The sequence below is a fragment of the Streptomyces sp. NPDC051172 genome (assembly GCF_040682555.1).
Lineage (GTDB): Bacteria > Actinomycetota > Actinomycetes > Streptomycetales > Streptomycetaceae > Streptomyces.
In genome coordinates, this window is the sequence record NZ_JBFBBE010000034.1 from 23,778 (window position 1) to 50,517 (window position 26,740).

At 70.3% G+C, this 26,740-nt stretch carries 26 protein-coding genes; 9 read left to right on the plus strand and 17 right to left on the minus strand.

Annotation, left to right across the window (positions count from 1 at the left end; all coding sequences use genetic code 11):
• Positions 1 to 61 precede the first annotated feature (61 nt).
• The gene (locus tag AB0N07_RS21610; protein WP_365837347.1) at positions 62 to 1,390 is read right to left on the minus strand and encodes a TRAM domain-containing protein; all 1,329 of its coding nucleotides are present in this window, start codon (positions 1,388 to 1,390) and stop codon (positions 62 to 64) included.
• A 91-nt stretch (positions 1,391 to 1,481) separates the two neighbouring features.
• Positions 1,482 to 3,536, minus strand: coding sequence for an APC family permease (locus tag AB0N07_RS21615; RefSeq protein ID WP_365837349.1), 2,055 nt, complete (start codon positions 3,534 to 3,536; stop codon positions 1,482 to 1,484).
• Between the two features lie 383 nt (positions 3,537 to 3,919).
• Between AB0N07_RS21615 and AB0N07_RS21620 the strand changes: the two genes are divergently transcribed.
• Entirely contained in the window at positions 3,920 to 4,591 is a 672-nt protein-coding gene (locus AB0N07_RS21620) for a TrkA family potassium uptake protein (protein WP_365837351.1), read from the plus strand.
• Complete coding sequence (locus AB0N07_RS21625; protein WP_099931848.1) at positions 4,591 to 5,268, plus strand: TrkA family potassium uptake protein; 678 nt, start codon at positions 4,591 to 4,593, stop codon at positions 5,266 to 5,268. Before AB0N07_RS21620 ends, AB0N07_RS21625 begins: the two co-directional genes overlap by 1 nt.
• A gap of 159 nt (positions 5,269 to 5,427) precedes the next feature.
• Here the strand turns inward: AB0N07_RS21625 and AB0N07_RS21630 are convergent, their stop codons facing one another.
• From AB0N07_RS21630 to AB0N07_RS21665, 8 genes are all read right to left on the minus strand, one after another.
• Positions 5,428 to 6,189, minus strand: a complete 762-nt coding sequence (locus AB0N07_RS21630; RefSeq protein WP_365837353.1) for a DUF3159 domain-containing protein — start codon at positions 6,187 to 6,189, stop codon at positions 5,428 to 5,430.
• Positions 6,190 to 6,192: 3 nt separating this feature from the next.
• Positions 6,193 to 6,591, minus strand: a complete 399-nt coding sequence (locus AB0N07_RS21635) for an OB-fold nucleic acid binding domain-containing protein (protein WP_115909545.1) — start codon at positions 6,589 to 6,591, stop codon at positions 6,193 to 6,195.
• Positions 6,592 to 6,658: 67 nt separating this feature from the next.
• On the minus strand, positions 6,659 to 7,345 hold the full coding sequence (locus tag AB0N07_RS21640; RefSeq protein WP_365837355.1) for a response regulator: 687 nt from the start codon (positions 7,343 to 7,345) through the stop codon (positions 6,659 to 6,661).
• Positions 7,342 to 9,888, minus strand: a complete 2,547-nt coding sequence (locus tag AB0N07_RS21645; RefSeq protein ID WP_365837357.1) for a sensor histidine kinase KdpD — start codon at positions 9,886 to 9,888, stop codon at positions 7,342 to 7,344. Before AB0N07_RS21645 ends, AB0N07_RS21640 begins: the two co-directional genes overlap by 4 nt.
• 333 nt (positions 9,889 to 10,221) lie before the next feature.
• Positions 10,222 to 11,400, minus strand: coding sequence for an alginate lyase family protein (locus AB0N07_RS21650; RefSeq protein ID WP_365837359.1), 1,179 nt, complete (start codon positions 11,398 to 11,400; stop codon positions 10,222 to 10,224).
• Positions 11,401 to 11,589: 189 nt separating this feature from the next.
• Positions 11,590 to 12,345, minus strand: a complete 756-nt coding sequence (locus tag AB0N07_RS21655; RefSeq protein ID WP_365837361.1) for a DUF3710 domain-containing protein — start codon at positions 12,343 to 12,345, stop codon at positions 11,590 to 11,592.
• A 1-nt stretch (position 12,346) separates the two neighbouring features.
• Positions 12,347 to 12,898 carry a dUTP diphosphatase gene (dut, locus tag AB0N07_RS21660; RefSeq protein WP_365837363.1) on the minus strand — a complete coding sequence of 184 codons (552 nt, stop codon included), beginning with the start codon at positions 12,896 to 12,898 and terminating at the stop codon, positions 12,347 to 12,349.
• On the minus strand, positions 12,895 to 13,479 hold the full coding sequence (locus AB0N07_RS21665; RefSeq protein ID WP_365837365.1) for a PaaI family thioesterase: 585 nt from the start codon (positions 13,477 to 13,479) through the stop codon (positions 12,895 to 12,897). The genes dut and AB0N07_RS21665 overlap by 4 nt, the downstream gene beginning before the upstream one ends.
• A gap of 58 nt (positions 13,480 to 13,537) precedes the next feature.
• Here AB0N07_RS21665 and AB0N07_RS21670 point away from each other — a divergent pair, with 58 nt between their 5' ends.
• The gene (locus AB0N07_RS21670; protein WP_365837367.1) at positions 13,538 to 14,002 is read left to right on the plus strand and encodes a DUF3093 domain-containing protein; all 465 of its coding nucleotides are present in this window, start codon (positions 13,538 to 13,540) and stop codon (positions 14,000 to 14,002) included.
• Between the two features lie 6 nt (positions 14,003 to 14,008).
• Here AB0N07_RS21670 and AB0N07_RS21675 read toward each other — a convergent pair whose 3' ends face one another.
• From AB0N07_RS21675 to AB0N07_RS21690, 4 genes are all read right to left on the minus strand, one after another.
• A complete protein-coding gene (locus tag AB0N07_RS21675; protein ID WP_365837369.1) occupies positions 14,009 to 14,932 on the minus strand; it encodes a hypothetical protein in 924 nt (307 codons plus the stop codon).
• Between the two features lie 13 nt (positions 14,933 to 14,945).
• Positions 14,946 to 15,242, minus strand: coding sequence for a DUF4193 domain-containing protein (locus tag AB0N07_RS21680; RefSeq protein ID WP_005481602.1), 297 nt, complete (start codon positions 15,240 to 15,242; stop codon positions 14,946 to 14,948).
• 394 nt (positions 15,243 to 15,636) lie between these two features.
• Positions 15,637 to 16,872: a HAMP domain-containing sensor histidine kinase gene (locus tag AB0N07_RS21685; RefSeq protein ID WP_365837371.1), complete on the minus strand. Its 1,236-nt coding sequence runs from the start codon at positions 16,870 to 16,872 to the stop codon at positions 15,637 to 15,639.
• A gap of 6 nt (positions 16,873 to 16,878) precedes the next feature.
• Positions 16,879 to 17,532 carry a response regulator transcription factor gene (locus AB0N07_RS21690; RefSeq protein WP_003993508.1) on the minus strand — a complete coding sequence of 218 codons (654 nt, stop codon included), beginning with the start codon at positions 17,530 to 17,532 and terminating at the stop codon, positions 16,879 to 16,881.
• Positions 17,533 to 17,959: 427 nt separating this feature from the next.
• On the opposite strand from AB0N07_RS21690, the gene AB0N07_RS21695 reads away from it, so the two are divergent.
• Positions 17,960 to 18,124: a hypothetical protein gene (locus AB0N07_RS21695; RefSeq protein WP_016432180.1), complete on the plus strand. Its 165-nt coding sequence runs from the start codon at positions 17,960 to 17,962 to the stop codon at positions 18,122 to 18,124.
• A 104-nt stretch (positions 18,125 to 18,228) separates the two neighbouring features.
• Here the strand turns inward: AB0N07_RS21695 and AB0N07_RS21700 are convergent, their stop codons facing one another.
• Positions 18,229 to 19,044, minus strand: a complete 816-nt coding sequence (locus AB0N07_RS21700) for an inositol monophosphatase family protein (protein ID WP_365837373.1) — start codon at positions 19,042 to 19,044, stop codon at positions 18,229 to 18,231.
• Between the two features lie 8 nt (positions 19,045 to 19,052).
• Positions 19,053 to 20,180, minus strand: coding sequence for a ferrochelatase (locus AB0N07_RS21705; RefSeq protein ID WP_365837374.1), 1,128 nt, complete (start codon positions 20,178 to 20,180; stop codon positions 19,053 to 19,055).
• 222 nt (positions 20,181 to 20,402) lie between these two features.
• Between AB0N07_RS21705 and AB0N07_RS21710 the strand changes: the two genes are divergently transcribed.
• From AB0N07_RS21710 to sepH, 3 genes are all read left to right on the plus strand, one after another.
• Complete coding sequence (locus AB0N07_RS21710) at positions 20,403 to 21,641, plus strand: MFS transporter (RefSeq protein ID WP_365837375.1); 1,239 nt, start codon at positions 20,403 to 20,405, stop codon at positions 21,639 to 21,641.
• On the plus strand, positions 21,601 to 22,920 hold the full coding sequence (locus AB0N07_RS21715; protein WP_365837376.1) for a D-arabinono-1,4-lactone oxidase: 1,320 nt from the start codon (positions 21,601 to 21,603) through the stop codon (positions 22,918 to 22,920). Before AB0N07_RS21710 ends, AB0N07_RS21715 begins: the two co-directional genes overlap by 41 nt.
• Before the next feature lie 402 nt (positions 22,921 to 23,322).
• The gene (gene sepH / locus AB0N07_RS21720) at positions 23,323 to 24,369 is read left to right on the plus strand and encodes a septation protein SepH (protein WP_365837377.1); all 1,047 of its coding nucleotides are present in this window, start codon (positions 23,323 to 23,325) and stop codon (positions 24,367 to 24,369) included.
• Positions 24,370 to 24,555: 186 nt separating this feature from the next.
• Here the strand turns inward: sepH and AB0N07_RS21725 are convergent, their stop codons facing one another.
• Positions 24,556 to 25,407, minus strand: coding sequence for a sulfurtransferase (locus tag AB0N07_RS21725; protein WP_365837378.1), 852 nt, complete (start codon positions 25,405 to 25,407; stop codon positions 24,556 to 24,558).
• Between the two features lie 282 nt (positions 25,408 to 25,689).
• Here AB0N07_RS21725 and AB0N07_RS21730 point away from each other — a divergent pair, with 282 nt between their 5' ends.
• Both AB0N07_RS21730 and AB0N07_RS21735 read left to right on the plus strand, forming a co-directional pair.
• Positions 25,690 to 26,493, plus strand: a complete 804-nt coding sequence (locus AB0N07_RS21730) for a VOC family protein (RefSeq protein WP_365837380.1) — start codon at positions 25,690 to 25,692, stop codon at positions 26,491 to 26,493.
• Between the two features lie 7 nt (positions 26,494 to 26,500).
• Entirely contained in the window at positions 26,501 to 26,623 is a 123-nt protein-coding gene (locus tag AB0N07_RS21735; RefSeq protein ID WP_365837382.1) for a hypothetical protein, read from the plus strand.
• Positions 26,624 to 26,740: the final 117 nt, after the last annotated feature.

A 26,740-nucleotide genomic window follows, 5' to 3' on the forward strand; every position in this document is an offset into this window, starting at 1 on the left:
CCCTGTGGGAACGCCCGTAACGCCCACAGCACATATAACGCACACCCGCTGAAACAGCAGGTCAGGAACCCTTTGTCGCAGGCTCAAGGATCGCGACACACTCAACGTGGTGGGTCATCGGAAACAGATCGAACGCCCGCAGCATCCGCACCCGGTACCCCCCGTCCCGGAAATACCCCAGGTCCCGCGCCAGCGCCGCCGGGTCGCAAGCCACGTAGGCGATCCGGCGGGCGCCCAGCGAGGACAGGTGGGCCACCGTCCGGCGGCCGGCGCCCGCGCGCGGGGGGTCGAGGACGATGAGGTCGACCTCGGTGATTCCGGTGCGCGGCAGTACGGCTTCGACCTTGCCCTGTTCGATCCGCACCCGCTCGAAGTCGGCGAGGTTGTGCCGGGCGTCCTCGACGGCCCGCTTGCCGGACTCGATGCCGAGCACCGCGCCCTTGTCGCCGAGCCGGTCCGCCAGGGCGCCCGCGAACAGGCCCACGCCGCAGTACAGGTCGAGCGCCATCTCGCCCTTGCGCGGCAGCAGGCCCTGCATGACCGCGGTCACCAGGGTGTCGGCGGCCTTCGGGTGGACCTGCCAGAAGCCGCCGCTGCCGACCCGGTGCGTTCGGCCGTCCGCGCGCTCTCGGACGAAGGGACGGCCGTGGACGCGGTGCACCCCACCGTCCTTCTCCTCCACCCGCATCACGGACACCGGCTTGTCCAGCTCGACGATCGGCAGGCGGGCGCCCGGCTTCGGTGTGAGGATCACCTGCCGGTCCTGCGAGCCCGTCGCCGCGATGGCGTCGATCGACGCCATGCCCACCCAGTCGCGCTTCTCGATGCCCAGCTCGCTGACACCCTCGGCCGCGATCATGCAGTGGTCGATCGCCTCGACCTCGTGCGAGCGGTGCCGCCGCAGACCGGCCCGGCCGTCGGCGTCCACCGCGTACTGCACACGCGTCCGCCACGCAGGCACCTCACCCGCGGGCAGCTTGTCGCCCTCGGCCGGCATCACCGTGCCGTCCCAGCCGGCCTCCTCGGGCGTGAGGCCCGCGAGCCGCTGCAGCTGCTCGGCGAGCACCTCGCCCTTCAACCGCCGCTGAGCGCCCGGCTTGGCGTGCTGCCAGTCGCAGCCACCGCAGCGGCCGGGACCGGCGTAGGGGCAGGGCGCCTCGATGCGGTCCTTGGAGGCCGTAAGGACCTGGACCGCGTCCGCGCGCAGGAAACGGGCCCCCTCCTCGCCCTCCGTGACCCGCGCCACGACCCGCTCACCGGGCAGCGTGTGCCGGACGAACAGCACCTGGCCGTCGGCGGTACGGGCGATGCAGTGCCCGCCGTGGGCGACGGGGCCGATCTCGACCTCGTACTCCTCCCCGACCAGCGACTTCTTCGGTTCTGCCTGCATGGCGGGGTGACTCCACAACATCGAAAGGGAAACGGCCGGACAACAGCCCACCAGTCTACGTGGGTGTCGTCCGGCCGTTGACCGACGTGGGTCAGTTCTGGGAGCCCGAGGGCTCCTTCGGCCGGCCCTCCTGGGCCGGACCGCGCCGCACCGAGCCCGGCGCGTTCCACTCCTGCCGCTTGCGGGCCCTGCTCTTCGCCGCCTCCGAGGACTGCAGCTGGTACGGCACGGACGTCACCATGATGCCCGGCGTGAACAGCAGCCGGCCCTTGAGCCTGAGCGCGCTCTGGTTGTGCAGCAGATGCTCGTACCAGTGGCCGACCACGTACTCGGGGATGATCACGGACACCGCGTCCCGCGGCGACTCCTTGCGCAGGCTCCTGACGTACTCGATGATCGGCCGCGTGATCTCGCGGTACGGCGAGTCGAGCACCTTCAGCGGTACGTCGATGCCGCGCCGCTCCCACTCCTCCTTCAGCGCCTTCGTCTCCGCCGCGTCGACGTTGACGGTGAGCGCCTCCAGGCTGTCCGAGCGCATCAGCTTGGCGTAGGCGAGGGCGCGCAGCGTGGGGCGGTGGATCTTCGAGATCAGGACGACCGAGTGGACGCGGGAGGGCCGTACGCTGTCGTCGCTCGGGCCCTCGGGTGCCGCGATCTCCGCGGCCACGCCGTCGTAGTGCTTACGGATCGCGGTCATCGTCGCGTAGAAGATCACCATGCCGAGCAGGGCGACCCAGGCGCCGTGCGTGAACTTGGTGACCAGGACGACGACCAGCACCAGGCCGGTGAAGAAGGCGCCGAAGGCGTTGATCGCGCGGGAGCGCACCATGTGGCGGCGCGTGGCGACGTCCTTCTCGACGGCCAGATGGCGGTTCCAGTGCCGGACCATGCCGGTCTGGCTGAGCGTGAAGGACACGAACACGCCGACGATGTACAGCTGGATCAGCCGCGTCGAGTCGGCGCCGTAGATCACGGTCAGCAGGGTGGCCGCACCCGCGAGGAGCACGATGCCGTTCGAGAACGCCAGGCGGTCGCCGCGGGTGTGCAGCTGGCGGGGCAGATAACGGTCCTGGGCGAGGATCGAGCCGAGCACCGGGAAGCCGTTGTAGGCGGTGTTGGCGGCCAGGAACAGGACGAGGGCGGTGGCCGCGGCGAGCACCACGAACAGGAAGCTGCCCTTGCCGAAGACGGCCTCGGCAACCTGGGTGATCACCGGGTTCTGCACATAGCCGGAGCCGATCGCGACGCCGTGCTTGAGCAGGTCGGTGGCCGGGTTCTCGGCCATACGGACCTTGGTCGTCAGGGCGAGGGCGATGATCCCGCAGAACATGGTGACGGCGAGCAGACCCATCGCGGCGAGCGTGGTCGCCGCGTTCTTCGACTTGGGCTTGCGGAAGGCCGGCACGCCGTTGGAGATCGCCTCGACACCGGTGAGCGCGGCACAGCCGGAGGAGAAGGCACGCAGCATCAGGAAGACCAGCGCGAAACCGGCCAGCCCCTGGTGCTCGGCCTTGATCGTGTACGCCGCCGTCGGCGCCCGCATGGTGTCGCCCAGCACCAGCCCGCGGAACGCACCCCACGCGATCATGATGAACACGCCGCCGACGAACACATAGGTCGGGATCGCGAAGAGCTTGCCGGACTCCTTCACGCCCCGCAGGTTCATCAGCGTCAGCAGCACGATCACGGACACGGCGCACAGCACCTTGTGCTCGACCACGAACGGGACGGCGGAGCCGAGGTTCTCGATGCCGGACGCGATCGACACGGCGACGGTGAGGACGTAGTCGACGAGCAGGGCGCTGGCCACGGTCAGGCCCGCCTTGGCACCCAGGTTGGTGGTCGCGACCTCGTAGTCGCCGCCGCCGCTGGGGTAGGCATGCACGTTCTGCCGGTAGGAAGCGACCACGGTGAACATCAGCACGACCACCGCGAGGGCGATCCAGGGGCTGAAGTGGTACGCCGACACGCCCGCGATGGACAGGACCAGCAGCACCTCTCCCGGGGCGTAGGCCACGGAGGACAACGGGTCGGAGGCGAAGACGGGGAGGGCAATGCGCTTCGGCAGGAGCGTTTCGCCCAGCCGGTCACTGCGCAGTGCGCGCCCGATCAGGATCCGTTTGGGCACGTCGGTCAGTTTGGACACAACAGGTAATCGTAGGCGTTCGAACGGGCACCCAACCACCCTCCCCCACCCATCTGCCCTCCGAGTGAAAACCAAGGGGGCTCCGGCGACGGATTCCGCAGGCCGCCACACCCTCGTGCCTATATGACAATCACCGCCCCAGTTGCCGTCCCTTGGAGGTTCCATGCATGCCACCGCAGAGCTGATCGGCGCCGCGGCGGCCCTCGTCGGCCTCGGAATCCTGACTCTTGCCAGCGTCCGCAGCATCAGCCGTCGCTGAGGTCCCACTCGGCACGGCAACCGTGCACAGGGGTGCCGACGTCCTACCGCGCGTGTGTAGCTTGGGCGTCTGTCTGAGACCCTGATGTGGCTGAGCAGTAACTCTTGACACCGGAAGGACGGTCGTGCACATCGTCATCATGGGCTGCGGAAGAGTGGGTTCCGCGCTTGCCCAGACCCTGGAGCAACAGGGGCACACGGTCGCAGTGATCGACCAGGACCCCACGGCCTTCCGCCGCCTCGGGCCCGGATTCGGCGGCCGTAGGGTCACCGGGATCGGCTTCGACCAGGACACCCTGCGCGAGGCCGGAATCGAGGAGGCCGGCGCCTTCGCCGCCGTCTCCAGCGGGGACAACTCCAACATCATCGCGGCGCGCGTCGCCCGCGAGATGTTCGGTGTGGAGAACGTCGCGGCCCGGATCTACGACCCCCGCCGTGCGGAGGTCTACCAGCGCCTGGGCATCCCGACCGTGGCCACCGTCCGCTGGACGGCCGACCAGATGCTGCGCCGGCTGCTCCCCTCGGGCGCCGAGCCGCTGTGGCGCGACCCCACCGGCGGTGTGCAGCTCGCCGAGGTGCACGCCTCCGCCGCCTGGGTCGGCCACAAGATCAGCACGCTGCAGGAGGAGACGGGCATCCGCGTGGCGTTCCTGACCCGCCTCGGCGAGGCGATCCTGCCCACCTCGCAGACGGTGCTGCAGGAGGGCGACCTCGTGCACGTCATGATGCGCACGGACGAGGTCGACAAGGTCGAGGCGTCCTTCGCCAAGGGTCCCGAAGAGGGGAGCGGTCACTGATGAGGGTCGCCATTGCCGGTGCCGGCGCGGTCGGCCGTTCGATCGCGGGCGAACTGCTGGAGAACGGCCACGAGGTCCTGCTCGTCGACAAGGCGCCGACCGCCATCTCGGTCGAGCGCGTCCCACAGGCGGAGTGGCTGCTGGCCGACGCCTGCGAGATCACTTCGCTGGACGAGGCGGCGCTCCAGCGCTGCAACGTGGTCATCGCCGCGACGGGCGACGACAAGGTGAACCTGGTCGTCTCGCTCCTCGCCAAGACGGAGTACGGCGTCCCGCGTGTCGTGGCCCGCGTCAACAACCCCAAGAACGAATGGCTCTTCAACGAGTCCTGGGGCGTCGACGTGGCGGTCTCGACCCCCCGTCTGATGTCGGCCCTGGTCGAGGAAGCGGTCTCGGTCGGCGACCTGGTCCGCCTCCTCCGCTTCAGCCACGGCGACGCGAACCTGGTGGAGCTGACGCTGCCGGAGGAGTCGGCCCTGGCCGGCACCCAGGTCGGCGACGTCGAATGGCCCGAGGACACGTCCCTGGTCACCATCATCCGCGGCACCAGAGTCCTCACCCCGTCCCGCGACGACTCCCTGGAGCCGGGCGACGAGCTCCTGTTCGTCGCCGCCCAGGCCCGTGAGGAGCAGCTGGAGGATCTGCTCTCGGTGCGGCGCGAGGACACGGCGAGCTGATCGAATGTCCGGTACGGCGAAGGGCGCCCCTGAACCCAGGGGCGCCCTTCGTTTTGTTGTTTTCAGCCCGTCCGGCGTTCGAGTCTTTCAGCCCGTCCGGCGTTCGAGGACGAGGCCGTCAGGCCGAAAGCGGGGGTCTGGGGGCGCAGCCCCCAGGGACTATGCCTCCCGACGGTGCCGCCCGCCACTCGCCTCAGCCCCCGCGGCAGCGGAATCGGCAGCGGCCCGCTCCTTCTCGGCCTGCTCCTGCGCCTCCATCTCCGCGAACACGTCGATCGGCGCGGGTGCCTTCGCCAGGAACACCCAGGTGAGCCAGACGGCCAGCAGGAACGGCGGGATCTTCAGCGCGACCAGAACCCAGCCCAACTGCGCCGTGTTCGCCCACCAGTACAGCGGGAAGAGAATCGCGCACTTGGCGAGCAGAATGAGGCCCCAGGCCCAACTGGCCTTGGCATACGCCTTCTTGCGCCCCGGATTGCGCGTCCGCCAGGAGAGGTTCTCCTTGAACACCGGCCCGAGGATCAGCCCGAGCAGCGGCACCCCGCACAGGGTCGTGACGATGTACGCCAGCGCCAGGCCCAGCGTGTAGAGCATGCCGGGGAGGTAGAAGTCCTTGGCGTTGCCCGTCATCATCGCGAAGACGACACCGAAGGCGACACCGAAGACACCGCTGAACGCGTGCTTGACGGTGTCCCGCATGACCAGGCGGACCACCACGAGCAGCAGGGACACCGCGAGGGCGGCGATGGCCGACCAGTGCAGGTCCTTGTTGATCGTGAAGATGGTGACGAAGAGGAGGCCGGGCAGCACCGTCTCGACCATGCCCCGCACTCCGCCGAACGCTTCGAACAGGGCGGCCTCGGTCACCGCCCGGGCGTCGTCGGCTTGAGTGTCTTCGGTCGGCTTGTCGAGCGACGTCACCGGCTACTCCCGTCCGAGGGGTCTCAGTTCGTACTTCGGATTGAACAGCACCCGGCGGCCCCGGCTGAGCGAGACGCGGCCCGATGCGATCAGCCTGCGCCCCGGTTCTATGCCCACGATGGAGCGCCTGCCGAGCCACACCACGTCCAGGGCGGCGGAGCCGTCGAACAGCTCGGCCTCCAGGGCCGGGACGCCCGCACGCGGCCGCAGGGTGACCGTGCGCAAGGTACCAGTAACCGTGACGATCTGTCGGTCGTGACAGTCACCGATCCGGGTGCATCCGGCGGTCTCGGTGTCCTCCCGCAGCTCCTCGGACTCCAGGTCCTCCTGCGAAGAGGAAAGCCGGTCGAGCATGCGCCGGATCCGGCCCACCGGCTTTTCGGATTGAGGAACAGCACTCATATCTGAAGCGTACCGGGGTGCACTGACAGCTACGTACCCCCGACCCCGGTGCCCGAACCGACGCCCCTCACCTCTCGAACCGGTACCCCATCCCAGGCTCAGTGATGAAGTGCTCAGGGTGCGACGGATCCGCCTCCAGCTTCCTGCGCAGCTGGGCCATGTACACCCTCAGGTAGTTCGTCTCGGTCCCGTATGACGGACCCCACACTTCCTGGAGGAGCTGCTTCTGGCTCACCAGCCGGCCCGTGTTGCGCACCAGCACCTCCAGCAGATGCCACTCGGTGGGCGTGAGCCGTACGTCCTTGCCGCCCCGGTTGACCTTCTTCGCGGCGAGGTCGACGGTGAACCCTTCGGTCTCCACGGTGGTCACGTCGTCCTCGCCGACGCCGACCGGCTCGGCGCGCCGGACGGCGGCCCGCAGCCGGGCGAGCAGTTCGTCCATGCCGAAGGGCTTGGTGACGTAGTCGTCGGCACCGGCGTCGAGGGCCTCGACCTTCTCGTCGGAGGTGTGCCGGGCGGACAGCACCAGGATCGGCACGCGGGTCCAGCCGCGCAGCCCGCGGATCACCTCGACGCCGTCCATGTCGGGCAGGCCCAGGTCGAGAACGACCACGTCGGGGTGGCGGGCCGCGGCGAGCTGCAGGGCGGTCGCGCCGTCGTGGGCCGCGTCGACCTCGTACTTGCGCGCCTTGAGGTTGATCACGAGGGCGCGCACGATCTGCGGCTCGTCATCGATGACCAGCACACGGGTCATGTGGCCTGCCTTTCGGGTTCCGCCGGGTGGAGAAGCTCGGGCGCGCGCGATCCTGCCGCGCGCAGGGTGAGGACCATGCTGAGGCCGCCGCCGGGTGTGTCCTCGGCGTTGAGGGTGCCGCCCATGGCCTCGGCGAAGCCGCGCGCCACGGCGAGGCCGAGGCCCACGCCGGCCCCGCGCGGGGCGTCGCCGTAGCGCTGGAAGGGCTCGAAGATGCGCTCCTTGGCGTCGTCGGGGACGCCGGGTCCGCGGTCGACCACGCGCACCTCGACCCGGTCGGCGATGGCGCTGGCGGCAACCAGTACCGCCTGGTCCGGCGGGCTGTACTTGACGGCGTTCTCGACCAGGTTGGCCACCGACCGCTCCAGCAGGCCCGGGTCCACGTCGACCATGGGCAGGGTCTCCGGCACGTCCAGCTCGACGCTGTCCTCGGGCACCCCGACCAGTGCCATCGGTACGACCTCGTCGAGGTCGACCTCGCGGATCAGCGGGGTGACCGTGCCGGTCTGCAGACGGGACATGTCGAGGAGGTTGCCCACCAGGTGGTCGAGCCGGTCGGCGCCCTCCTCGATGCCCTCCAGCAGTTCCGCCTGGTCCTCCTCGGACCACGCCACGTCGTCCGAGCGCAAGGACGACACGGCCGCCTTGATCCCGGCCAGCGGGGTACGGAGGTCATGGCTGACGGCGGCCAGCAGGGCCGTCCGGATCCGGTTGCCCTCGGCCAGCGTCCGGGCCTGTTCGGCCTCCTCCTGGAGGCGCCTGCGGTCCAGTACGACGGCCGCCTGGGCGGCGAACGCGGCCAGCACCCGGCGGTCCTCGGCGGGCAGCACCCGCCCGGTCAGCGCCAGCGCCATGTGGTCCCCGGCCGGTACGTCGACGTCCGCCTCGTCCGGCCGCTGCACCGCGGGGCCGAGGCCCGCGCGGCCCGCGCAGGTCCACGGGTCGTGGTCGCCGGCCCGCTCCAGCAGGGCCGCCGACTCCATGCCGAAGGTCTCACGGACCCGTTCGAGGAGTTCCTCCAGGCCGGTCTCGCCGCGCAGCACGTTGCCCGCGAGGAACGACAGGATCTCCGACTCGGCACGCAACCGGGCCGCCTGGTGGGTGCGCCGGGTGGCGAGATCGACCACCGAGGCCACCGAGACGCCGACGCCCACGAAGATCACGATGGCGACGATGTTCTTCGGGTCGGCGATGGTCCAACGGTGCAGGGGTGGTGTGTAGAAGTAGTTCAGCAGCAGCGAGCCGACCGCGGCCGAGGCCAGCGCGGGCAGCAGGCCGCCGACCAGCGCCGCCGCGACCGTCACCGCCAGGAACAGCAGCATGTCGTTGGCGAGTCCCAGATGGACGGTGTTCAGGAGCACCGCGAGGACGGCGGGGCCGAGCACGCCGACCAGCCAGCCCGCGATGATCCGCGACCGGCCCAGCCGCGCCCCCCGGGCCACCGGCAGCCCGCGGCCCTTGCCCGCCTCGTCGTGCGTGATCAGGTGGACGTCGAGGTCGGGCCCCGAGTCGCGGGCTACCGTCGCGCCGACGCCCGGCCCGAAGACGTACTGCCAGCTCTTGCGCCGTGAGACACCGAGCACTATCTGGGTCGCGTTGGCCCCGCGTGCGAAGGCGAGCAGCGCCGCCGGTACGTCGTCGCCGACCACGTGGTGGAAGGTGCCACCGAGGTCCTCCACGAGGGTGCGCTGCACGGCCAGTTCCTTCGGCGAGGCGGCCGTCAGCCCGTCGCTGCTGGCTATGTAGACGGCCAGCACCTCGCCGCCCGCGCCCTTCTCGGCGAGTCGCGCGGCCCGCCGGATGAGGGTGCGGCCCTCGGGTCCGCCGGTCAGACCGACCACGATCCGCTCCCGCGAGCCCCATATCTTCGACACCCGGTGGTCGCTGCGGTACTGCTTCAGATACTCGTCGACCCGGTCCGCCACCCACAGCAGGGCCAGCTCCCGCAGGGCGGTCAGGTTGCCGGGCCGGAAGTAGTTCGACAGGGCAGCATCGACCTTGTCGGGCTGGTAGATGTTGCCGTGCGCCATACGGCGGCGGAGCGCCTCCGGCGACATGTCGACGAGCTCTATCTGGTCCGCGCGCCGCACCACCTCGTCCGGCACGGTCTCCCGCTGCCGTACGCCGGTGATCGACTCGACGACGTCGCCGAGCGACTCCAGGTGCTGGATGTTGACGGTCGAGACGACGTCGATGCCGGCCGCAAGCAGTTCCTCGACGTCCTGCCAGCGTTTGGCGTTGCGGGAGCCGGGGACATTGGTGTGGGCGAGTTCGTCCACCAGGGCCACCTCGGGGCTGCGGGCGAGGACGGCGTCGACGTCCATCTCGGTGAACGTCGTGTCCCGGTACGCCAGCTCCTTGCGGGCCACCTGCTCCAGGCCGTGCAGCATCACTTCGGTGCGCGGCCGCCCGTGGTGCTCCACGAAGGCCACCACGCAGTCGGTCCCCCGCTCCACCCGCCGGTGCGCCTCGGAGAGCATCGCGTACGTCTTGCCGACGCCCGGTGCCGCACCGAGGTAGATCCGAAGCTTGCCGCGTCCCATGGCCCCATTGTCTTCCGGTCACTGCTGCCCACGCAGCGTCGACCTTACGGCCAGCAATCGCGACAAAAGGTCCCGTCAGCGGCAGCGGAGCCGTCTTTGACGGAACTCTGACGCCGCGCAGCTCCAGCACCCGGTCGGCGGGATCCAGCAGGGGCGCAGGCGAGGGCGACGCGCTCGTCGCGCTCGCGCACCTCGGCCCGGCGCAGTCACACGCGGTCGCGCCGCGAGGCCAGAAGTCCGTCCTCGCCGACGTCGAGTCCGCCGTCGATGTCGAGGAGGAGACACCGCGCAGGGCGTGCCCGGCGGCCCCTCCGTGGCTCCCTCGAACGTCGGTCAGCTCGGATTGTCCCCGTGGGTGAGGGTCTCCCAGGCGACGAAGAGACCGTTGGTGCCGGCCGGCCGCTGCTGTTCGGTCAGCGTCCGGGTGTCGCTCATCGCGATGCCGAGGCGGTTGTGCAGGGCGTTGTAACCGACCTCGGTGACGGGCCCGAGCCCGAGCTTCAGCGAGCCGCCGCACAGCCGGCTCGGGACGGCGGCGCCCAGCTGGTACTTGGCCTGGAACCCGAGCGCCTGCCGCAGCCGTTCGCCGACATCGGAGCCGTACAGGTCCTGGCCCTGGATCCGGCTGGTCTCGGCGACGTGCGAGATCGCGGAGATGCCGTATCCCGTATGGGTGAGGTCGCGGCAGGTCTCCTGGGTGAGCCCGGTGACGAAGGTGGACTGTCCCTGCCAGTAGCTGACGATCTTCGCCTTGGTGTCGAGGTTCTGGTCGGGCACGGTCTTCGGCAGAGCGCCGTCCGAGGAGAGATAGACGTACGCGGCGGTACGGGTCCGGAACCTCGCCATGGCCTTGTCGTACGACGCCTTGTCCTCGAGGAAGACGGAGATGCCGACTGCCGCCTCCATCATCGACAGCTCCCAGTTGCCGTTGGAGTCGGAGCCGTTGATGATCTCGGGGAGGTAGACGTTGCGGAGCATGCTCGCGAAGCGGCCGGAGTTCGCCCAGCCGCCGGTGTACGTGTACTTGATGATCTCGGCGGCCTTCGGCCAGGAGGAGCCCGCCCAGCCGGTCTGCAGGGGCGCGTTGCTGTTGGTGTGCTCCTTGATCACGGCGGACCAGGCGTCCATCAGCTCGATCGACTTCTTCGCGTACCGGTCGTCGCGGGTGATGTACCAGGCGAGTGCGTCCGTGTACGCGGCGATCGCGTCCTGGCGCTCGTCCGTGCAGCCGTGGTCGGGGTTGGAGTAGGAGCCGCATTCGACGGTGGCACGGGGTTTCGGCGTGCGGTTCAGGTCGGCGTAGTTGCTCGCCATCATCTGGTCGAAGGCGCCCTTCCAGGGCTGGGCGCCCGCGTTCACCTTGGTGCGCGCGAAGTCCAACTGCGCCTTGGAGACGGTGACTCCGGGGTGCACGAAGCCGGTGGGGGCGGCGTCGGCACGGCGGGCCGCGGGCCATGTGATCATGCACACGACAAGCGCGGAGGCGGTTACGAGGAGTGCGGTACGGCACATGGGGGCATCCGTTCTCGTATGTGAACGCTAAGCGCCTTCATGAACAGACGCGTCGAGCGGAGACCGTAGGTACAGACCAATACGCCGTCAAGAGGTCACGCGCACAAAAGAGCCGCACCCAGAAGGGTGCGGCTCTCGAACAGTGCGGCCGCGAAGCCGCACTGAAGAGGTGCGGGGCCTGTGGAGCGCTCAGCGGACCTCGGTGATCTCCGGTCCGCGCTGCAGCTGCCCCATGCCGCCGGAGAAGCGCGAGCCCTCCTCCTGCTGGATACCCTCGGGGACCATCTGGGCGTCGTTCGGCAGCTTCAGGACGATCGGGTCGCGGGGCGCCATCGGGCCGTCGCCGCGGACCACGACCGTGTCCCGGAAGATCTGCTCGAGCAGACCGGCCGCCTGCGGCTGCACCGCGCCCTGGCCGGAGATCACACCGCGCAGGAACCAGCGGGGACCGTCCACACCGACGAACCGCACGACCTGGAAGCCGCCCGTGCCGTCCGGCAGCTGCACCGGCACCTGGGCACGCAGCTCCCAGCCCAGCGGGCCCTCGACCTCGTCGATGATGCCACCCTGCTGGGTGATGCCCGAGCCGATCTCCTCGCGCACCTCGCCCCAGATGCCCTCGCGCTTGGGAGCTGCGAAGGCCTGCAGCTGGATGGCGCTGTCGCGCAGCACGACGGTCGCCGCGACGATCGCGTCGCCCGCGACCTCGACCCGCAGCTCCATGCCGTCGACCCCGGGCACGAACAGCCCGCCCAGGTCCACGCGGCCCTCGGCCGGGTCGCGCACCTCCGAGTCGTCCCACGGCCCGTCCGGCCGCGGCTCGGGCTCGAGCCTCACACGCTCGCGCTCTTCGTCGTCCGCCTCAGTGTCGACACTGTCGACGACCTGCTCGGCCTCGCCGGCCGCGTCCTCGGCGGCACCCTTCTTGTTGCGACGTCCGAACACGTCACTGTCCTTCCCGGTCGGATACGACCGAAGCGTATCGATTCCCACCCGTAGTGCCGCCCATGGCGGCCTGACCGTTTGCGCTGCTCGTCCCGGCCACCGCGGCATGACCTCCGGTGGACCCGAAGCCCCCTTCGGCCCGCGCCGAGCCGGGAAGCTCCGCGACCTCCCGGAAGCGGACCCTCTCGACCTGCTGGACGACCAGTTGGGCAATCCGGTCGAAGCGCTCGAACCGCACGGCCTCGCGCGGGTCGAGATTCACCAGGATCACCTTGATCTCTCCACGGTACCCGGCATCAACCGTCCCCGGGGCATTCACCAGGGCGACACCGCAGCGGGCGGCGAGCCCGGACCGCGGGTGCACGAAGGCCGCGTACCCCTCCGGGAGCGCGATCGACACCCCTGTGGGCAGCACGGCCCGCTCACCCGGCTTCAGTTCACACGCCTCGGTGGTACGCAGATCGGCGCCCGCGTCACCGGGATGTGCGTACGACGGAAGCGGTACGTCGGGATCGACGCGCCGGATCAGTACGTTCACGGGGTCACGGCTCACGGGTTCACCTCGAAGGCACGGGAGCGCCGGATCTGGTCCGGGTCGTTCATGGCGGCCCGGATCTCTTCCGGGCGGCCGTTGTCGATGAAGTGGTCGACCTTCACCTCGATGAACAGCGCGTCGGCGCGCAGGGCCACGGGCCCGCCCGGACCACCGATGCGTCCGGAGGCGGACGAGTAGATCTTGCGGCCCGCCACCGCCGTGACCTCGGCCTCCAGATACAGCACCGTCCCGACCGGAACGGGCCGCACGAAGTCCGTCTCCAGGCGCCCGGTCACGGCGATCGTCCTGAGCAGCCAGTTCAGTGAGCCGAGGGTCTCGTCCAGGGCGGTGGCCAGCACCCCGCCGTGAGCCAGTCCGGGCGCCCCCTGGTGAGCGGGCCGGACGGTGAACTCCGCGGTGATCGTGACGCCTTCGCCGGCCCGTGCCTCCAGGTGCAGTCCATGGGGCTGCCCGCCGCCGCATCCGAAACACTGTTCGTAGTGGGCACCGAGCAGCTCACCGGGCGCGGGAGCATCAGGGTGCCGCACCGGTTTCACCGCGTCGGCGGGAGGCTGAAGAGCTGGGGAAGTACCACTCACAGCCGCAGACCTTACCCGCGCGTCCACCGAATCCGGACACCATGCCAAGCTTGGCTGCATGCAGCTCTCGGCCACCCCTTACGAAGAACGCCTCACCGCCCCCCGCTCGTGGTGGCTGATCTCCTTCCTGGTGGGCGTCTCCTTCGCCCTGATCATGCTGCCCTTCGGCACCCTGCCGCTGCTCGGCGGCCTGGTCGGCGGCACGGCGGCGATGGCGGTCGCGGCGAGTGCGTACGGCTCGGTCCGCATCCGGGTGGTGGGCGGCTCACTGATCGCGGGCGAGGCGAAGATCCCGGTGACGGCGCTCGGCGAGGCGGAGGTCCTGGACCCGGAGGAGGCGCGCGCCTGGCGCACCTACAAGGCCGACACCCGCGCCTTCCTCCTGCTGCGCGCCTACATCCCCACGGCGCTGCGCGTGGAGGTCACCGACCCCGAGGACCCGACGCCGTATCTGTACCTGTCGACGCGGGAGCCGGAGCGCCTGGCCCAGGCGCTGAGGACGGCCAGGGAGGCCGTGGCGTAACCCCGCTCAGCCCGCTGAGCCGTCCCCCAGCTCAAGCGGCCGCTCCGGGGCTTCCAGAGGCGGGAGTTCGGGGAGTGCGTCCCAGGGCACCTGGAGCTTTCTCAGGTCCTTGCGGATCCGCGCCGCGAGCTTCTTGGTGTCCCGGCGGTTCATGACCGCCCCCACGGCGGCTCCCACCATGAAGGGCATGAGGTTCGGCAGGTCGCGGACCATGCGTTTCATGATCTGCTGGCGTAGTTCGCGCTTCATGGGGCCGTTCAGCGCGGAGCTCACGGTCGACGGCTTGGTCACGTCGATCCCGCGCTCTCCCGACCAGGAGTTGAGATACGCGGTGCTGCGCTGCTTGAGGTTGCCGGGCGGGCGTACGCCGTAGACCTCGTGGAGTTCGGCGATCAGTTTCAGCTCGATCGCCGCGACCCCGGTGATCTCGGCGGCCAGTTCCGTCGGCATCGCGGGCGGTACGGGCAGCATCGCCGCCGCTCCGATCCCCGCGCCGACCGTCGAGGTGGCGGCCGCTGCACCCGCCACGAGCTTGTCAGCGAGCTGCTCGGGTCCCAGGCCCGGGAACTGCCTGCGGAGCGCCGCGAGGTCCCGTACGGGGATCCGCGGGGCGATCTCGATGATCCGGTCCGCGACATACGCCAGGCCCGCCCTGGCGGCGCTGCCGCCCTTGCGAATGCCTTCCCTGGCCTTGTCGCGGATCGCCCCGGCCCGTCTGGCGCCGGGCACACGTGCCCGCGGCGAGGCCGGGAGGTCAACCCGGCCGGCCGCCGATTCGAGCGAGGCCGATCCTGTGGGCCCTTTCGTACCCGGTGTCGCACCGGATGGGCCCCGCTCGTCGTCACGCGCGCCGTGAGGGCCGCCGGGCGGCCCTTCGTCCGCTCCCGGCAAAGAAGAGCGGCGCTTCCAAGGAGGGGTCGAGCCGGTCACGGCCGACCCGGCCTCAGTCGCAGTCGCGGCAGATCGGCTGACCGTTCTTCTCGCGGGCCAGCTGGCTGCGGTGGTGCACCAGGAAGCAGCTCATGCAGGTGAACTCGTCCTGCTGCTTCGGCAGCACCCGGACGGCCAGCTCCTCGTTCGAGAGGTCCGCGCCGGGCAGCTCGAGGCCTTCGGCGGCCTCGAACTCGTCGACGTCCACAGCGGAGGTCGACTTGTCATTACGCCTGGCCTTGAGCTCTTCAAGGCTGTCCGAGTCGACGTCGTCGTCGGTCTTGCGTGGGGTGTCGTAATCCGTTGCCATGTCGCTCTCCCCCTCTGGGTGTCTGCGGTGTCTCCAGCGCACGTAACGCGTGAGAGGCCGGACTTGTGCCCGACCCGAGGCGGAGATTTTGCCTCACATCAAGGTCTGTTACTCAATCGACACCCAACCGGACTCCTCAAGAGTGATCGGCTTGGATGGCGAACGGGACCGTACACGGTCCCCCTACCGCACTTCAAAGGCGCCTCACCCTGTACTTCCCGTGATCAGGACACCCGAAAACCCGGATTTTCCCGGCTTTACGGCAGTCCTCATGATCACGGAGAGTAGATGGCTGGAAAATCGCCCTTGTGATCGATCACACATGGGGTGCTCCATTCGGCGGCCAGAAAATTCCGCGCAAAGCGAACATCCCCCGTGTGTCGGCGACATGATCTCAGATAGGCAGCGCGACGCGCATCACAAGGCCACCCCCCTCGCGGGGCTGAGCTGAAATATGCCCGCCGTGGGCCCGGGCCACCGACCGGACGATGGAAAGACCGAGGCCGACGCCCTTGTCACTGCCCGTGCGCTCCGTGCGCAGCCGCCGGAAGGGCTCGAAGAGATTGTCGATCTCGTACGCCGGTACCACTGGTCCGGTGTTCGACACCACCAGGACCGCCTGGCCGTGCTGGACCTCGGTGGTGACCTCGACCCAGCCGTCCTCCGGGACGTTGTACCGCACGGCGTTCTGTACCAGGTTCAGCGCGATCCGCTCCAGAAGCACGCCGTTGCCCTGCACGACCGCGGGCTTCTGCTCGCCACGGATCACCACGCCCTTGGCGTCCGCCTCCGAGCGCACCTGGTCGACGGCCTGCTCGGCGACCTCGGCGAGATCCACCGGCTTGCGCTCGACGATCTGGTTGTCGCTGCGGGCGAGCAGCAGCAGGCCCTCGACGAGCTGCTCGCTGCGCTCGTTGGTGGCCAGCAGCGTCTTGCCGAGCTGGTGCAGCTCCGCCGGCGCGTTCGGGTCGGACAGGTGCACCTCGAGGAGCGTGCGGTTGATCGCGAGCGGGGTGCGCAGCTCGTGCGAGGCGTTGCCGACGAAGCGCTGCTGGGCGGTGAAGGCGCGCTGCAGGCGCTCCAGCATGTCGTCGAAGGTGTCGGCCAGTTCCTTGATCTCGTCGTCCGGGCCGTCCAGCTCGATCCGGCGGGACAGGTCCGAGCCGGCCACCGCGCGCGCGGTGCGCAGAATCCGGCCGAGCGGGGAGAGCACCCGGCCGGCCATGGCGTAGCCGAAGGCGAAGGCGATCACGGCGAGACCGAGCAAGGCCAGCAGCGAGCGGCTGAGCAGGTCGTCGAGGGCGTGCTGGCGCTGGATGGCGTCGCAGTTCTCGAGGATCGAGGCAACCTCGCTCTTCGGTGCCGCATTCACCGCGGGGCAGGTGGTGCTGGTGATGTCGAAGTTGCCGGACACCGAGAACGCCTGGCCCAGGCCCTGATGGAGGGCCTGGGCAGCCAGCAGATAGATGATCGACAGCAGCAGAATGCCGGCGATCAGGAACATGCCGCCGTACAGCAGCGTGAGCCGTATACGGATGGTCGGGCGCAGCCAGGGGAACGGCGGTTCGGGTTTTCTGGGGTCCCAGGTGGGCTTGGGGGGTGCCGTGGGGAGAGCGGGTGTTGCAGCCATCGCGCATCAGATCCGGTAGCCGGAGCCGGGCACGGTGACGATCACGGGCGGCTCGCCCAGCTTGCGGCGCAAGGTCATGACGGTCACGCGCACGACGTTCGTGAACGGGTCGGTGTTCTCGTCCCAGGCCTTCTCCAGGAGCTGCTCGGCGGAGACGACGGCGCCCTCGGAGCGCATCAGCACCTCCAGGACGGCGAACTCCTTCGGCGCGAGCTGGACCTCCTTGCCGTCGCGGAAGACCTCGCGGCGGTTGGGGTCGAGCTTGATGCCCGCCCGCTCCAGGACCGGCGGCAGCGGCACGCTGGTGCGCCGCCCGAGGGCACGCACGCGTGCGATGAGCTCGCTGAACGCGAAGGGCTTGGGGAGATAGTCGTCGGCGCCGATCTCCAGGCCCTCGACGCGGTCGCTCACGTCGCCGGAGGCCGTGAGCATCAGCACGCGCGTGGGCATGCCGAGCTCCACGATCTTGCGGCAGACGTCGTCGCCGTGGACGAGCGGGAGGTCGCGGTCGAGGACGACCACGTCGTAGTCGTTGACGCCGATGCGCTCCAGGGCGGCCGCACCGTCGTACACGACGTCGACGGCCATGGCCTCCCGGCGCAGTCCGGTGGCCACCGCATCGGCGAGCAGCTGCTCGTCCTCGACGACGAGTACGCGCACGTCGCTTGTCCTTCCTGTGTCCACCCGCGTAGCGCCTGCAAGGGCATACGCGGGCAGGGGTCTTCATGAGTGTGTGCCTCCATCCTGCCCTTTTCGGTCATAAGTCGGCGGTAAGGCGGTGGGCGGAGGATGAGCACCGGATGAAGGACAGGTGCGAGACCCGGGAATGCGAGATTTTCTCGCCGGGTTGAGGTTTCCGTGGAAGGAAGCGGGGGGAGGACGGTTCATACCCCGCGATCACGCTCTGCTAGTGCCGCAGCACCATGCGGCACGGCGCAATCCGCTTTCCGCAGAGTCGGCGTGGGTGTCCGGCACCGTCGCCACCCCCGGCGCCCGTGTGCCGGGCACCTGATGGAGACGTGATCGCCCCTTCCGAACGGCACACCCCCGTGCCATCGACCCACGACCCAGGACGAGGGGGCGCAGCATGGACGCATTCACCGCAGGACTTCTGCAGCGCATAAGGACGACCGAGTCCGACCTGACGCGGGCTCGCGACGAGGGCGACGACTTCCTCGTCGAGGTGGAGCAGGGCGAGCTCGACGACCTGCGCCGCCTCGCCGCCGAGCACGGTGTGGAGGTCGGCGCCTAGCGTCTGCGTCTGATCAGCGCGTACGTACGACAGCAGGCCCCCGGCGAATCCAGCGCCGGGGGCCTGCTTGTCCGGGTCGTTCGCCCGCGGGGGCGCCTGTGCCGTCAGTCGTGCCAGGCGCCGAAGTCCTCCAGGAGGCGCTGGAGGGGCTCGAAGACGCCCGGGGTACCGGCGACCGTCAGGGCGTGTGCAGGGCGCTCTCCGGGGCGTCCACCGGTCAGCACGCCCGCTTCCCGGGCGATGAGGTCGCCGGCCGCGAGGTCCCACGGGTGCAGCCCGCGCTCGTAGTAGCCGTCGAGGCGGCCGGCCGCGAGGTCGCACAGGTCGACGGCGGCCGAACCGCTGCGCCGGATGTCGCGCAGCAGAGGGATCAGCTTCTGCGCGACCTCGGCCTGGCGGGTGCGGACCTCGGTGACGTAGTTGAAGCCCGTGGAGACCAGGGCCTGGTCGAGGGGCGGCGCGGGGCGGCAGGCCAGCTCGCGCTCGCCCTCCCAGGCGCCCGTGGCGTGCGCTCCGCCGCCGCGGACCGCGCGGAACGTCTCCCCGCGCATCGGGATCGCGACGACCCCGACGACGGCCTCGCCGTCCTGCTCGGCCGCGATGGACACGGCCCAGGTGGGCAGCCCGTACAGGTAGTTGACCGTGCCGTCGAGCGGGTCGATCACCCAGCGGATCCCGCTGGTGCCCACGGTGGAGGCGCCCTCCTCGCCGAGGAAGCCGTCGTCCGGGCGGTGCTCGGAGATCAGGTCCGTGATCAGCTTCTCCGCCGCGATGTCCATCTCGGTGACCACGTCGATCGGGCTCGACTTGGTCGCGGCGACCGCGAGATCGGCCGGCCGGCCGTCCCGCAGCAGCGCCCCGGCGCGGCGGGCGGCCTCCTGGGCCAGTGCAAGCAGTTCCTGATGCAGGGGGTCGGTCACGGGGCTCCTCACGCGTAGGGGCTGTCGACGCCCGCGGCGGCCGGGCGGGGGGCACGGGCCGGGCAGCAGCCGACCGGGCAGACGTTGTGGCTCGCGCCGAGCGTGCCCAGGGCGCAGGGCGTGACCTCCTCGCCGCGCTCCACGGACGCCCGCTCCAGGACGAGGTCGCGGAGCGCGGCGGCGAAGCGCGGGTCGGCGCCGACGGTGGCGGAGCGGCGCATCGGCAGGCCCAGCTCCTCGGCCTTCGCCTTGGCCTCCGTGTCGAGGTCGTAGAGGACCTCCATGTGGTCGGAGACGAAACCGATGGGGGCGATGACGACCGCCGGGACGCCGGCCGCGTGCCGCTCCTCCAGGTGGTCGCAGATGTCGGGCTCCAGCCACGGGATGTGCGGGGCGCCGGAGCGCGACTGGTAGACGAGCTGCCAGGGGTGGTCGATGCCGGTGCGCTCGCGGACCGCGTCGGCGATCAGCTGAGCGACCTCCAGGTGCTGCTCGACGTACGCGCCGCCCTCGCCGTGGTCCTCGACCGGGCCGGAGGTGTCCGCGGACGCGGTGGGGATCGAATGCGTCGAGAACGCGAGGTGCGCCCCGTCCCGGACGTCCTCGGGGAGGTCGGCCAGGGACTGCAGGACGCCTTCGATCATGGGCTCCAGGAAGCCCTCGTGGTTGAAGTAGTGCCGGATCTTGTCGATCTTCGGCAGCTCCAGGCCCTCGGCCTCCAGCTCGGCGAGCGAGTCGGCGAGGTTCTCGCGGTACTGGCGGCAGCCCGAGTACGAGGCGTAGGCGCTGGTGGCGAGGACCAGGATGCGGCGGTGGCCGTCGGCGACCATCTCACGCAGGGTGTCCGTCAGGTAGGGCGCCCAGTTGCGGTTGCCCCAGTGGATCGGCAGGTCCAGGCCGTGGTCCGCGAAGTCCTTGCGGAGAGCGTCCAGCAGGGCGCGGTTCTGGTCGTTGATGGGGCTGACCCCGCCGAACAGGAAGTAGTGCTGTCCGACTTCCTTCAGGCGTTCCTTGGGGATGCCCCGCCCGCGCGTCACGTTCTCCAGGAACGGGACCACCTCGTCCGGGCCCTCCGGGCCGCCGAACGAGAGCAGGAGCAGGGCGTCGTAGGGGGTGGCATCGAGCGCGTCTGACATGGGTCGATCCTGCCACCCGGCACTGACAGCCGGGAAACGGCGGGGTGACGAGCGGGGGCGGGCCGCATTCCGGACGCGTTCACCCGCCGAATTGCCGGGTGCATTAGGGTGACCCCACTCGTAAGCTGTATCAGCCGTATTCGCACCTTACCGAGCTCCAGGCGGCACTTTTCCGTCTTTCCGTCGTCAGCACCTTTCTGAGCCGTAGCCATCGGAGACCCCGTGCCCAGCCCCTACCGCGTCCTGTTCGCCGCACCCGGCACCAAGGGCTTTTCCGCCGCGGGCCTCCTCGGCCGGATGCCGCTGTCGATGATGGGCATCGGCGTGGTCACGATGATCTCCGAGCTCACCGGGCGCTACGGGCTCGCGGGCGGCCTGTCGGCGACCATCGCGCTCGCGGCCGCGGCGATCGGGCCGCAGATCTCGCGGCTGGTTGACCAGTACGGGCAGTGCAGGGTGCTGCGGCCCGCGACGCTCGTCGCGCTCGCCTCGGCGGCCGGGCTGCTGCTCGCCGCGCACTTCCGGTGGCCGGACTGGGTGCTGTTCGTGTGCGCCGCCGGCATCGGCTCCGTGCCGAGCCTCGGCGCGATGATCCGCGCCCGCTGGGCCGCCCTGTACCGGGGCACTCCGCAGCTGCACACCGCGTACTCCTTCGAGTCGGTGGTGGACGAGGTGTGCTTCATCTTCGGGCCGATCATCTCCATCGGCCTGTCCACGGCCTGGTTCCCGGAGGCGGGGCCGCTGCTCGCCGCCTGCTTCCTGGCGACCGGCGTCTTCTGGCTGACCGCCCAGCGTGCCACCGAGCCCGAGCCGCATCCCCGGGAGAAGCAGGGCGGCGGTTCGGCACTACGCTCGCGTGGCCTTCAAGTACTGGTGGCCACCTTCGTGGCGACCGGGACGATCTTCGGTTCCGTCGACGTGGTCACCGTGGCCTTCGCCGACGAGCGGGGACACAAGGCCGCCGCGAGCATCGTGCTCGCGCTGTACGCGGCGGGTTCCTGCGTGGCGGGCGTCGTGTTCGGGCTGCTGCACTTCAAGGGGGCGCCCGCACGCCGCTGGCTGCTGGGCATATGCGCGATGGCCGTGAGTATGATCCCCCTCCTACTGGTCGGAAACTTGCCGTTTCTGGCCGTGGCGCTGTTCGTTGCGGGTCTGTCCATCGCTCCCACGATGATCACGACCATGTCCCTCATCGAAGAGCACGTACCACGTGCACAGTTGACCGAGGGCATGACCTGGGTGAGCACCGGCCTCGCGGTCGGCGTCGCACTCGGCTCCTCGGCCGCCGGCTGGGTCATCGACGCGGCCGGCGCACGTGCCGGGTACGGGGTTCCGGCGGTGTCCGGGGCCGTCGCGGTCACGGTCGGTTTCCTGGGGTACCGCCGGCTCAGCAGGCCGGCTCCGCGTCGGGGAGGCACCGTTGAGCAACACAGCGAGCGGGAAGAGCGACACGTGGCGTAACTGGGGCGGCAACGTCACGGCCCGTCCCGCGCGGGAGGTCGAGCCGGCCTCGGTGGAGGAACTGTCGGCGGCGATACGGCAGGCCGCTCAGGACGGGCTGACGGTGAAGGCCGTAGGCACCGGGCACTCCTTCACTTCCATCGCCGCCACCGACGGTGTGTTGATCCGCCCTCAACTGTTGACCGGCATCCGCAAGATTGATCGCGATGCCATGACGGTCACGGTGGAGGCCGGCACCCCGCTCAAGAGACTCAACATGGCTCTGGCCCGCGAGGGTCTGTCGCTGACCAACATGGGCGACATCATGGAGCAGACGGTCTCCGGCGCCACCAGCACGGGCACACACGGCACCGGCCGCGAGTCGGCCTCGATCGCCGCCCAGATCAAGGGACTTGAGCTGGTCACGGCCGACGGTTCGGTGCTCACCTGCTCCGAGAAGGAGAACTCGGACGTCTTCGCGGCCGCCCGGATCGGGCTCGGCGCCCTCGGCATCGTCACCGCGATCACCTTCGCCGTGGAGCCGATCTTCCTGCTCACCGCGCGCGAGGAACCGATGCCCTTCGACAGGGTGCTCGCCGAGTTCGACGAACTGTGGGCCGAGAACGAGCACTTCGAGTTCTACTGGTTCCCGCACACCGGCTCCACCAACACCAAGCGCAACAACCGCAGCGCGGGCCCCGAGAAGCCGGTGAGCCGGCTTGCGGGCTGGTTCGAGGACGAGTTCCTCTCCAACGGCGTCTTCCAGGTCGCCCAGTGGGTCGGCCGGGCGGCGCCCGCGACCGTCCCGACGATCGCCCAGATCTCCAGCAAAGCCCTGTCTGCACGCACTTACACCGACATTCCGTACAAGGTCTTCACTTCACCGCGCCGGGTGCGCTTCGTGGAGATGGAGTACGCCGTCCCGCGCGAGGCCCTCGCCGAGACGCTGCGCGAACTGAAGACGATGATGGACCGATCCGGTCTGCGGGTCAGCTTCCCCGTCGAGGTGCGCACGGCGCCCGCCGACGACATCACGCTTTCCACGGCATCGGGCCGCGACAGTGCGTACGTCGCCGTCCATATGTTCCGGGGGACGCCCTATCAGGCGTACTTCACCGCCGCCGAGCGCATCTTCACCGCGCACGAGGGCCGGCCGCACTGGGGCAAGGTGCACACGCGGGACGCCGAGTACTTCTCCGGGGTCTATCCGCGCTTCGGCGAGTTCACCGCGCTGCGGGACCGGCTCGATCCGGACCGGCGCTTCCAGAACGACTACCTGCGGCGGGTGTTGGGGCCGTAGCCATTGGTTCCGTTTCTGCCCATTCCGTGAAGTACGCCACGTTCAAGATCCCAAGAACCCCGCAACGGGCGGCAGGGTCCGATCCGTTGCCAGAAGTTGGGCGGCGCGCCAATCCACGCACGTGGCCCGAATGGAGTACTGTTGCGAGCCCTGGGTCCGGTCTCCCGCCAGGGCGTCCGCGACCTTCAAGGACCGCCGGGAGGGGGCTAGTTGCACAGGGTGACGGAGTTGGTCACTTAGCGTTGCGAAAAGGTAACCGTGCCATAACGGCGATCCAGGGCCCTGGCCCGACACGCCGGGCAACTCGGCAAGGTTGTGGCAGGCTGCACCCGGGCAGGCCACACTCGACTAGCGGAAGCAGCGACGCACGTGACGTCGGCAGGCACCACCCGGGAGGTCCCCATGCCCGAACTGCGTGTCGTGGCCGTCTCGAATGACGGCACACGGCTGGTGCTGAAGGCTGCCGACGCAACGGAGTACACGCTTCCGATCGACGAACGGCTGCGCGCCGCCGTCCGCGGCGACCGGCCCCGCCTCGGCCAGATCGAGATCGAGGTGGAGAGCCATCTCCGCCCCCGTGACATCCAGGCGCGTATACGCGCCGGTGCCTCCGCGGAAGAAGTCGCCCAGCTCGCCGGTATCCCCGTCGACCGCGTACGGCGCTTCGAGGGCCCTGTGCTCGCGGAGCGCGCGTTCATGGCCGAGCGGGCCCGCAAGACGCCCGTCCGCCGGCCCGGTGAGAACGCCGGACCCCAGCTCGGCGAGGCCGTACAGGAGCGGCTGCTGCTGCGCGGTGCCGAGAAGGACACCGTGCAGTGGGACTCGTGGCGCCGCGACGACGGCACCTGGGAGGTCCTGCTGGTCTACCGGGTCGCGGGCGAACCGCACTCGGCGAGCTGGACGTACGACCCGCCCCGGCGGCTCGTCCAGGCCGTCGACGAGGAGGCGCGCTCGCTGATCGGCGAGTCCGAGGACCTCGCCGCGCCGGAGCCCAGCTTTCCGTTCGTGCCGCGCATCGCACGGCTGCCGCGCGACCGTCCGCTGGACCGTGCCCTCGACCGGCCGAGCCTGCCGGCGCAGGCCTCCGAGCCCGCCGAGGAGAGCACGGGTGAACGGGACTCACTGACCAGCCTGTTGGAAGCGGTACCGAGCTTCCGCGGCGATCTGGTGGTCCCGGAGCGTCCCGCGGAGGCCTCGCCCCCGCCGCCACCGCCGGAGGAGCCCGCCGCCGCCGAACCCGAGGAGGAGGAGCCCCCGGCTCCCGCGGCCTCGGCCGGTTCCGCCTACGCGGACGTCCTCATGCCCCGCTCCGTCACCAGCCACCGCGACCGCCTCGTGGGCGCCACGGACCGCCAGGCCGAGGCCGACGGCGTCCGCCCGGGCCGCCGCGCGGCCGTCCCCAGCTGGGACGAGATCGTGTTCGGCACACGCCGCAAGAAGCAGGAGTAGCCGACCGAGCAGAGGGCCGCACGAGAACGAGGGCCGCGCCGACCAGGCGCGGCCCTCACTCATGCACCGGACCGACCACCTGCGCAGCCTCGGGGCAGCCGTGCCGCACCGGGCGGCACCCGACCCGAGGAGAGGCTGCACCCGGCCAGTGCCGGCGAGCGGCACCACCCCCGTGGGAACCCAGGGCTACTGAGGATCGGCCCCCACCGCAACAGGGCGAGTCGGGTCCGACGACCACTCCGACCACGAGCCCACGTACAGCGCCGCATCGATCCCCGCGACCGCCAGCGCCAGCACCTCGTGCGCCCCGGAGACGCCCGAGCCGCAGTACACGCCGACCGGCGCACCGTCGGCCGCACCAAGTGCCTTGAACCGCCCGGCGAGTTCCTCCGCGGGCAGGAACCGGCCGTCCGCCCCCACGTTCTCGTTCGTGGGCGCCGACACCGCCCCGGGAATGTGGCCGCCGACCCGGTCGATCGGCTCCACCTCCCCGCGATACCGCTCCCCCGCCCGCGCGTCGAACAGCACCCCGGCCCGCGCCAGCGCCGCCGCACCATCGGCGTCCAGCAGCCCCGCCCCACCCGCAACCGGCTCGAAGTCGCCCTCCGCCGGCGCGGGTTCCGACGTCTCCAGCGGCCCCTCCCACGACGGCAACCCGCCGTCGAGGACCCGCACGTCCGGGTGACCCGTCCAGCGCAGCAGCCACCAGGCACGGGCCGCGGCCCAGCCCTGTCCGCCGTCGTACACGACCACCGGCGTCCCGGCCGACACGCCCGCCCGTCGCATCGCGGCGCCGAAGACCCCGAGGTCGGGCAGCGGGTGCCGCCCGCGTTCCCCGGGCGCGGAGGCGAGCTCCGAGTCCAGGTCGACATAGACGGCACCGGGGAGGTGCCCGGCCGCGTACTCGGCCCGGCCGTCGAAGGGCGGCTCGCCGGCCGCCCTGGCCACACTGAGCTGCCAGCGGACATCGAGCAGTACGGGCGGGCGCTGCCCCGCGAGCTCGCTCGCGAGTTCGGAAGCGGAGATGATGGCGTTCATGGCTCCCATCCTTGCGCACGGGGTGGCCGCATCGTCCATGCCCGGCTACTCTGCTCGGCCGGGCAGGCCCGATCACGAGGTGTACGGGTTCGGGCACATGCTGTACAGCTGATCGCCATCCGTCGGCAATCGCACAGAAACGGACGACAAACCGCACACCGGGCATCCTCCTGGCATGCGGCGCGCCCGGAGCGCGCGGTCGCATCTGTGGTGCGAGCATCTGCACGGAGATCCGGAGTGCGGAAGCGACACGGCGACCGCGAGGGGTCGAGGAGAGTGACGATGACGGAGGCACGGGGGTCGGCCGGCCCGAACGGCGAGACGCGCGCCCGGCACGCGCCCGGCACGCCCTGCTGGGTGAGTCTGATGGTGCACGGTCTGGCCGCGACCCAGGACTTCTACGGTGCGCTGTTCGGCTGGGAGTTCCAGCCCGGCCCCCAGCAGCTCGGCCCGTACGCACGGGCCCTGCTCGACGGCTACGAGGTGGCCGGCATCGGTCAGCTGCCGCCGGACCGCCATCTGCCGATCGCCTGGACGCCGTACCTCGCCTCGGACGACGTGGACCTGACCGCGGAGACGGTACGGCTGTGCGGCGGCACCATCGGGGTGGGACCCCTGGACGCCGGCGAGGCCGGCCGTCTCGCGATCGGTTCGGACCCCGTCGGCGCCGTCTTCGGCATCTGGCAGGCGGCCGAGCACCTGGGCACGGCTCTCACGGGCGTACCCGGCACCCCGGCCTGGAACGAGCTGCTGACCTTCGAGTCGGCGAGCGTGGCCAAGTTCTACGAGACGGTCTTCGGCTACGAGGAGGAGCCGGTCGTGTCCGCCGACTTCGACTACGTGAGCCTGCACCTCGAGGGCCGCCCGGTCGCCGGTATCCACGGCGTGGGCACCGCCCTGCCGCGCGACCGGGGCCCGCATTGGATCACGTACTTCGAAGTCGCCGACACGGACGAGGCCGTCGTCCGCCTCGTGGACCTGGGCGGCCACGTCCTCAAGTCCCCGAGGGACAGCGCCCACGGGCGCGTGGCCACGGTCGCCGACCCCGAGGGAGCCCGCTTCTCACTGATCGAGAGCCCGCGCTGAGCGCAGGGTGAGCCTTCCAGGCCTGCAACACCGGCAGCACGTCCGGGGACAGGACCTCGTAGCCGACGGCCTCCGGCTGGTTGACATCGCCGACGACGACCTGTGCGCCCTCGACGACCTGTCCGTCTGAACAGCACAGCTGTGGCGAACTGCCCCGGAACAGGGCGGGTTCCGGCTCAGCAGCACGAGCCTGAGCACGGCCTGCCACAGAGGCGACACACTGGACGGAGCCCGCGTCACCACCGAT

Coding starts and splice junctions, on each gene's coding strand:
- AB0N07_RS21695 (WP_016432180.1), top strand. CDS start 17,960: ATGGACGCATTCACCGCAGGACTTCTGCAGCGCATAAGGACGACCGAG.
- sepH (WP_365837377.1), top strand. CDS start 23,323: ATGCCCGAACTGCGTGTCGTGGCCGTCTCGAATGACGGCACACGGCTG.
- AB0N07_RS21705 (WP_365837374.1), bottom strand. CDS start 20,180: ATGTCAGACGCGCTCGATGCCACCCCCTACGACGCCCTGCTCCTGCTC.
- AB0N07_RS21610 (WP_365837347.1), bottom strand. CDS start 1,390: ATGCAGGCAGAACCGAAGAAGTCGCTGGTCGGGGAGGAGTACGAGGTC.
- AB0N07_RS21635 (WP_115909545.1), bottom strand. CDS start 6,591: ATGAGTGCTGTTCCTCAATCCGAAAAGCCGGTGGGCCGGATCCGGCGC.
- AB0N07_RS21685 (WP_365837371.1), bottom strand. CDS start 16,872: ATGGCTGCAACACCCGCTCTCCCCACGGCACCCCCCAAGCCCACCTGG.
- AB0N07_RS21625 (WP_099931848.1), top strand. CDS start 4,591: ATGAGGGTCGCCATTGCCGGTGCCGGCGCGGTCGGCCGTTCGATCGCG.
- AB0N07_RS21650 (WP_365837359.1), bottom strand. CDS start 11,400: ATGTGCCGTACCGCACTCCTCGTAACCGCCTCCGCGCTTGTCGTGTGC.
- AB0N07_RS21730 (WP_365837380.1), top strand. CDS start 25,690: ATGACGGAGGCACGGGGGTCGGCCGGCCCGAACGGCGAGACGCGCGCC.
- AB0N07_RS21725 (WP_365837378.1), bottom strand. CDS start 25,407: ATGAACGCCATCATCTCCGCTTCCGAACTCGCGAGCGAGCTCGCGGGG.
- AB0N07_RS21680 (WP_005481602.1), bottom strand. CDS start 15,242: ATGGCAACGGATTACGACACCCCACGCAAGACCGACGACGACGTCGAC.
- AB0N07_RS21670 (WP_365837367.1), top strand. CDS start 13,538: ATGCAGCTCTCGGCCACCCCTTACGAAGAACGCCTCACCGCCCCCCGC.
- AB0N07_RS21640 (WP_365837355.1), bottom strand. CDS start 7,345: ATGACCCGTGTGCTGGTCATCGATGACGAGCCGCAGATCGTGCGCGCC.
- AB0N07_RS21645 (WP_365837357.1), bottom strand. CDS start 9,888: ATGGGACGCGGCAAGCTTCGGATCTACCTCGGTGCGGCACCGGGCGTC.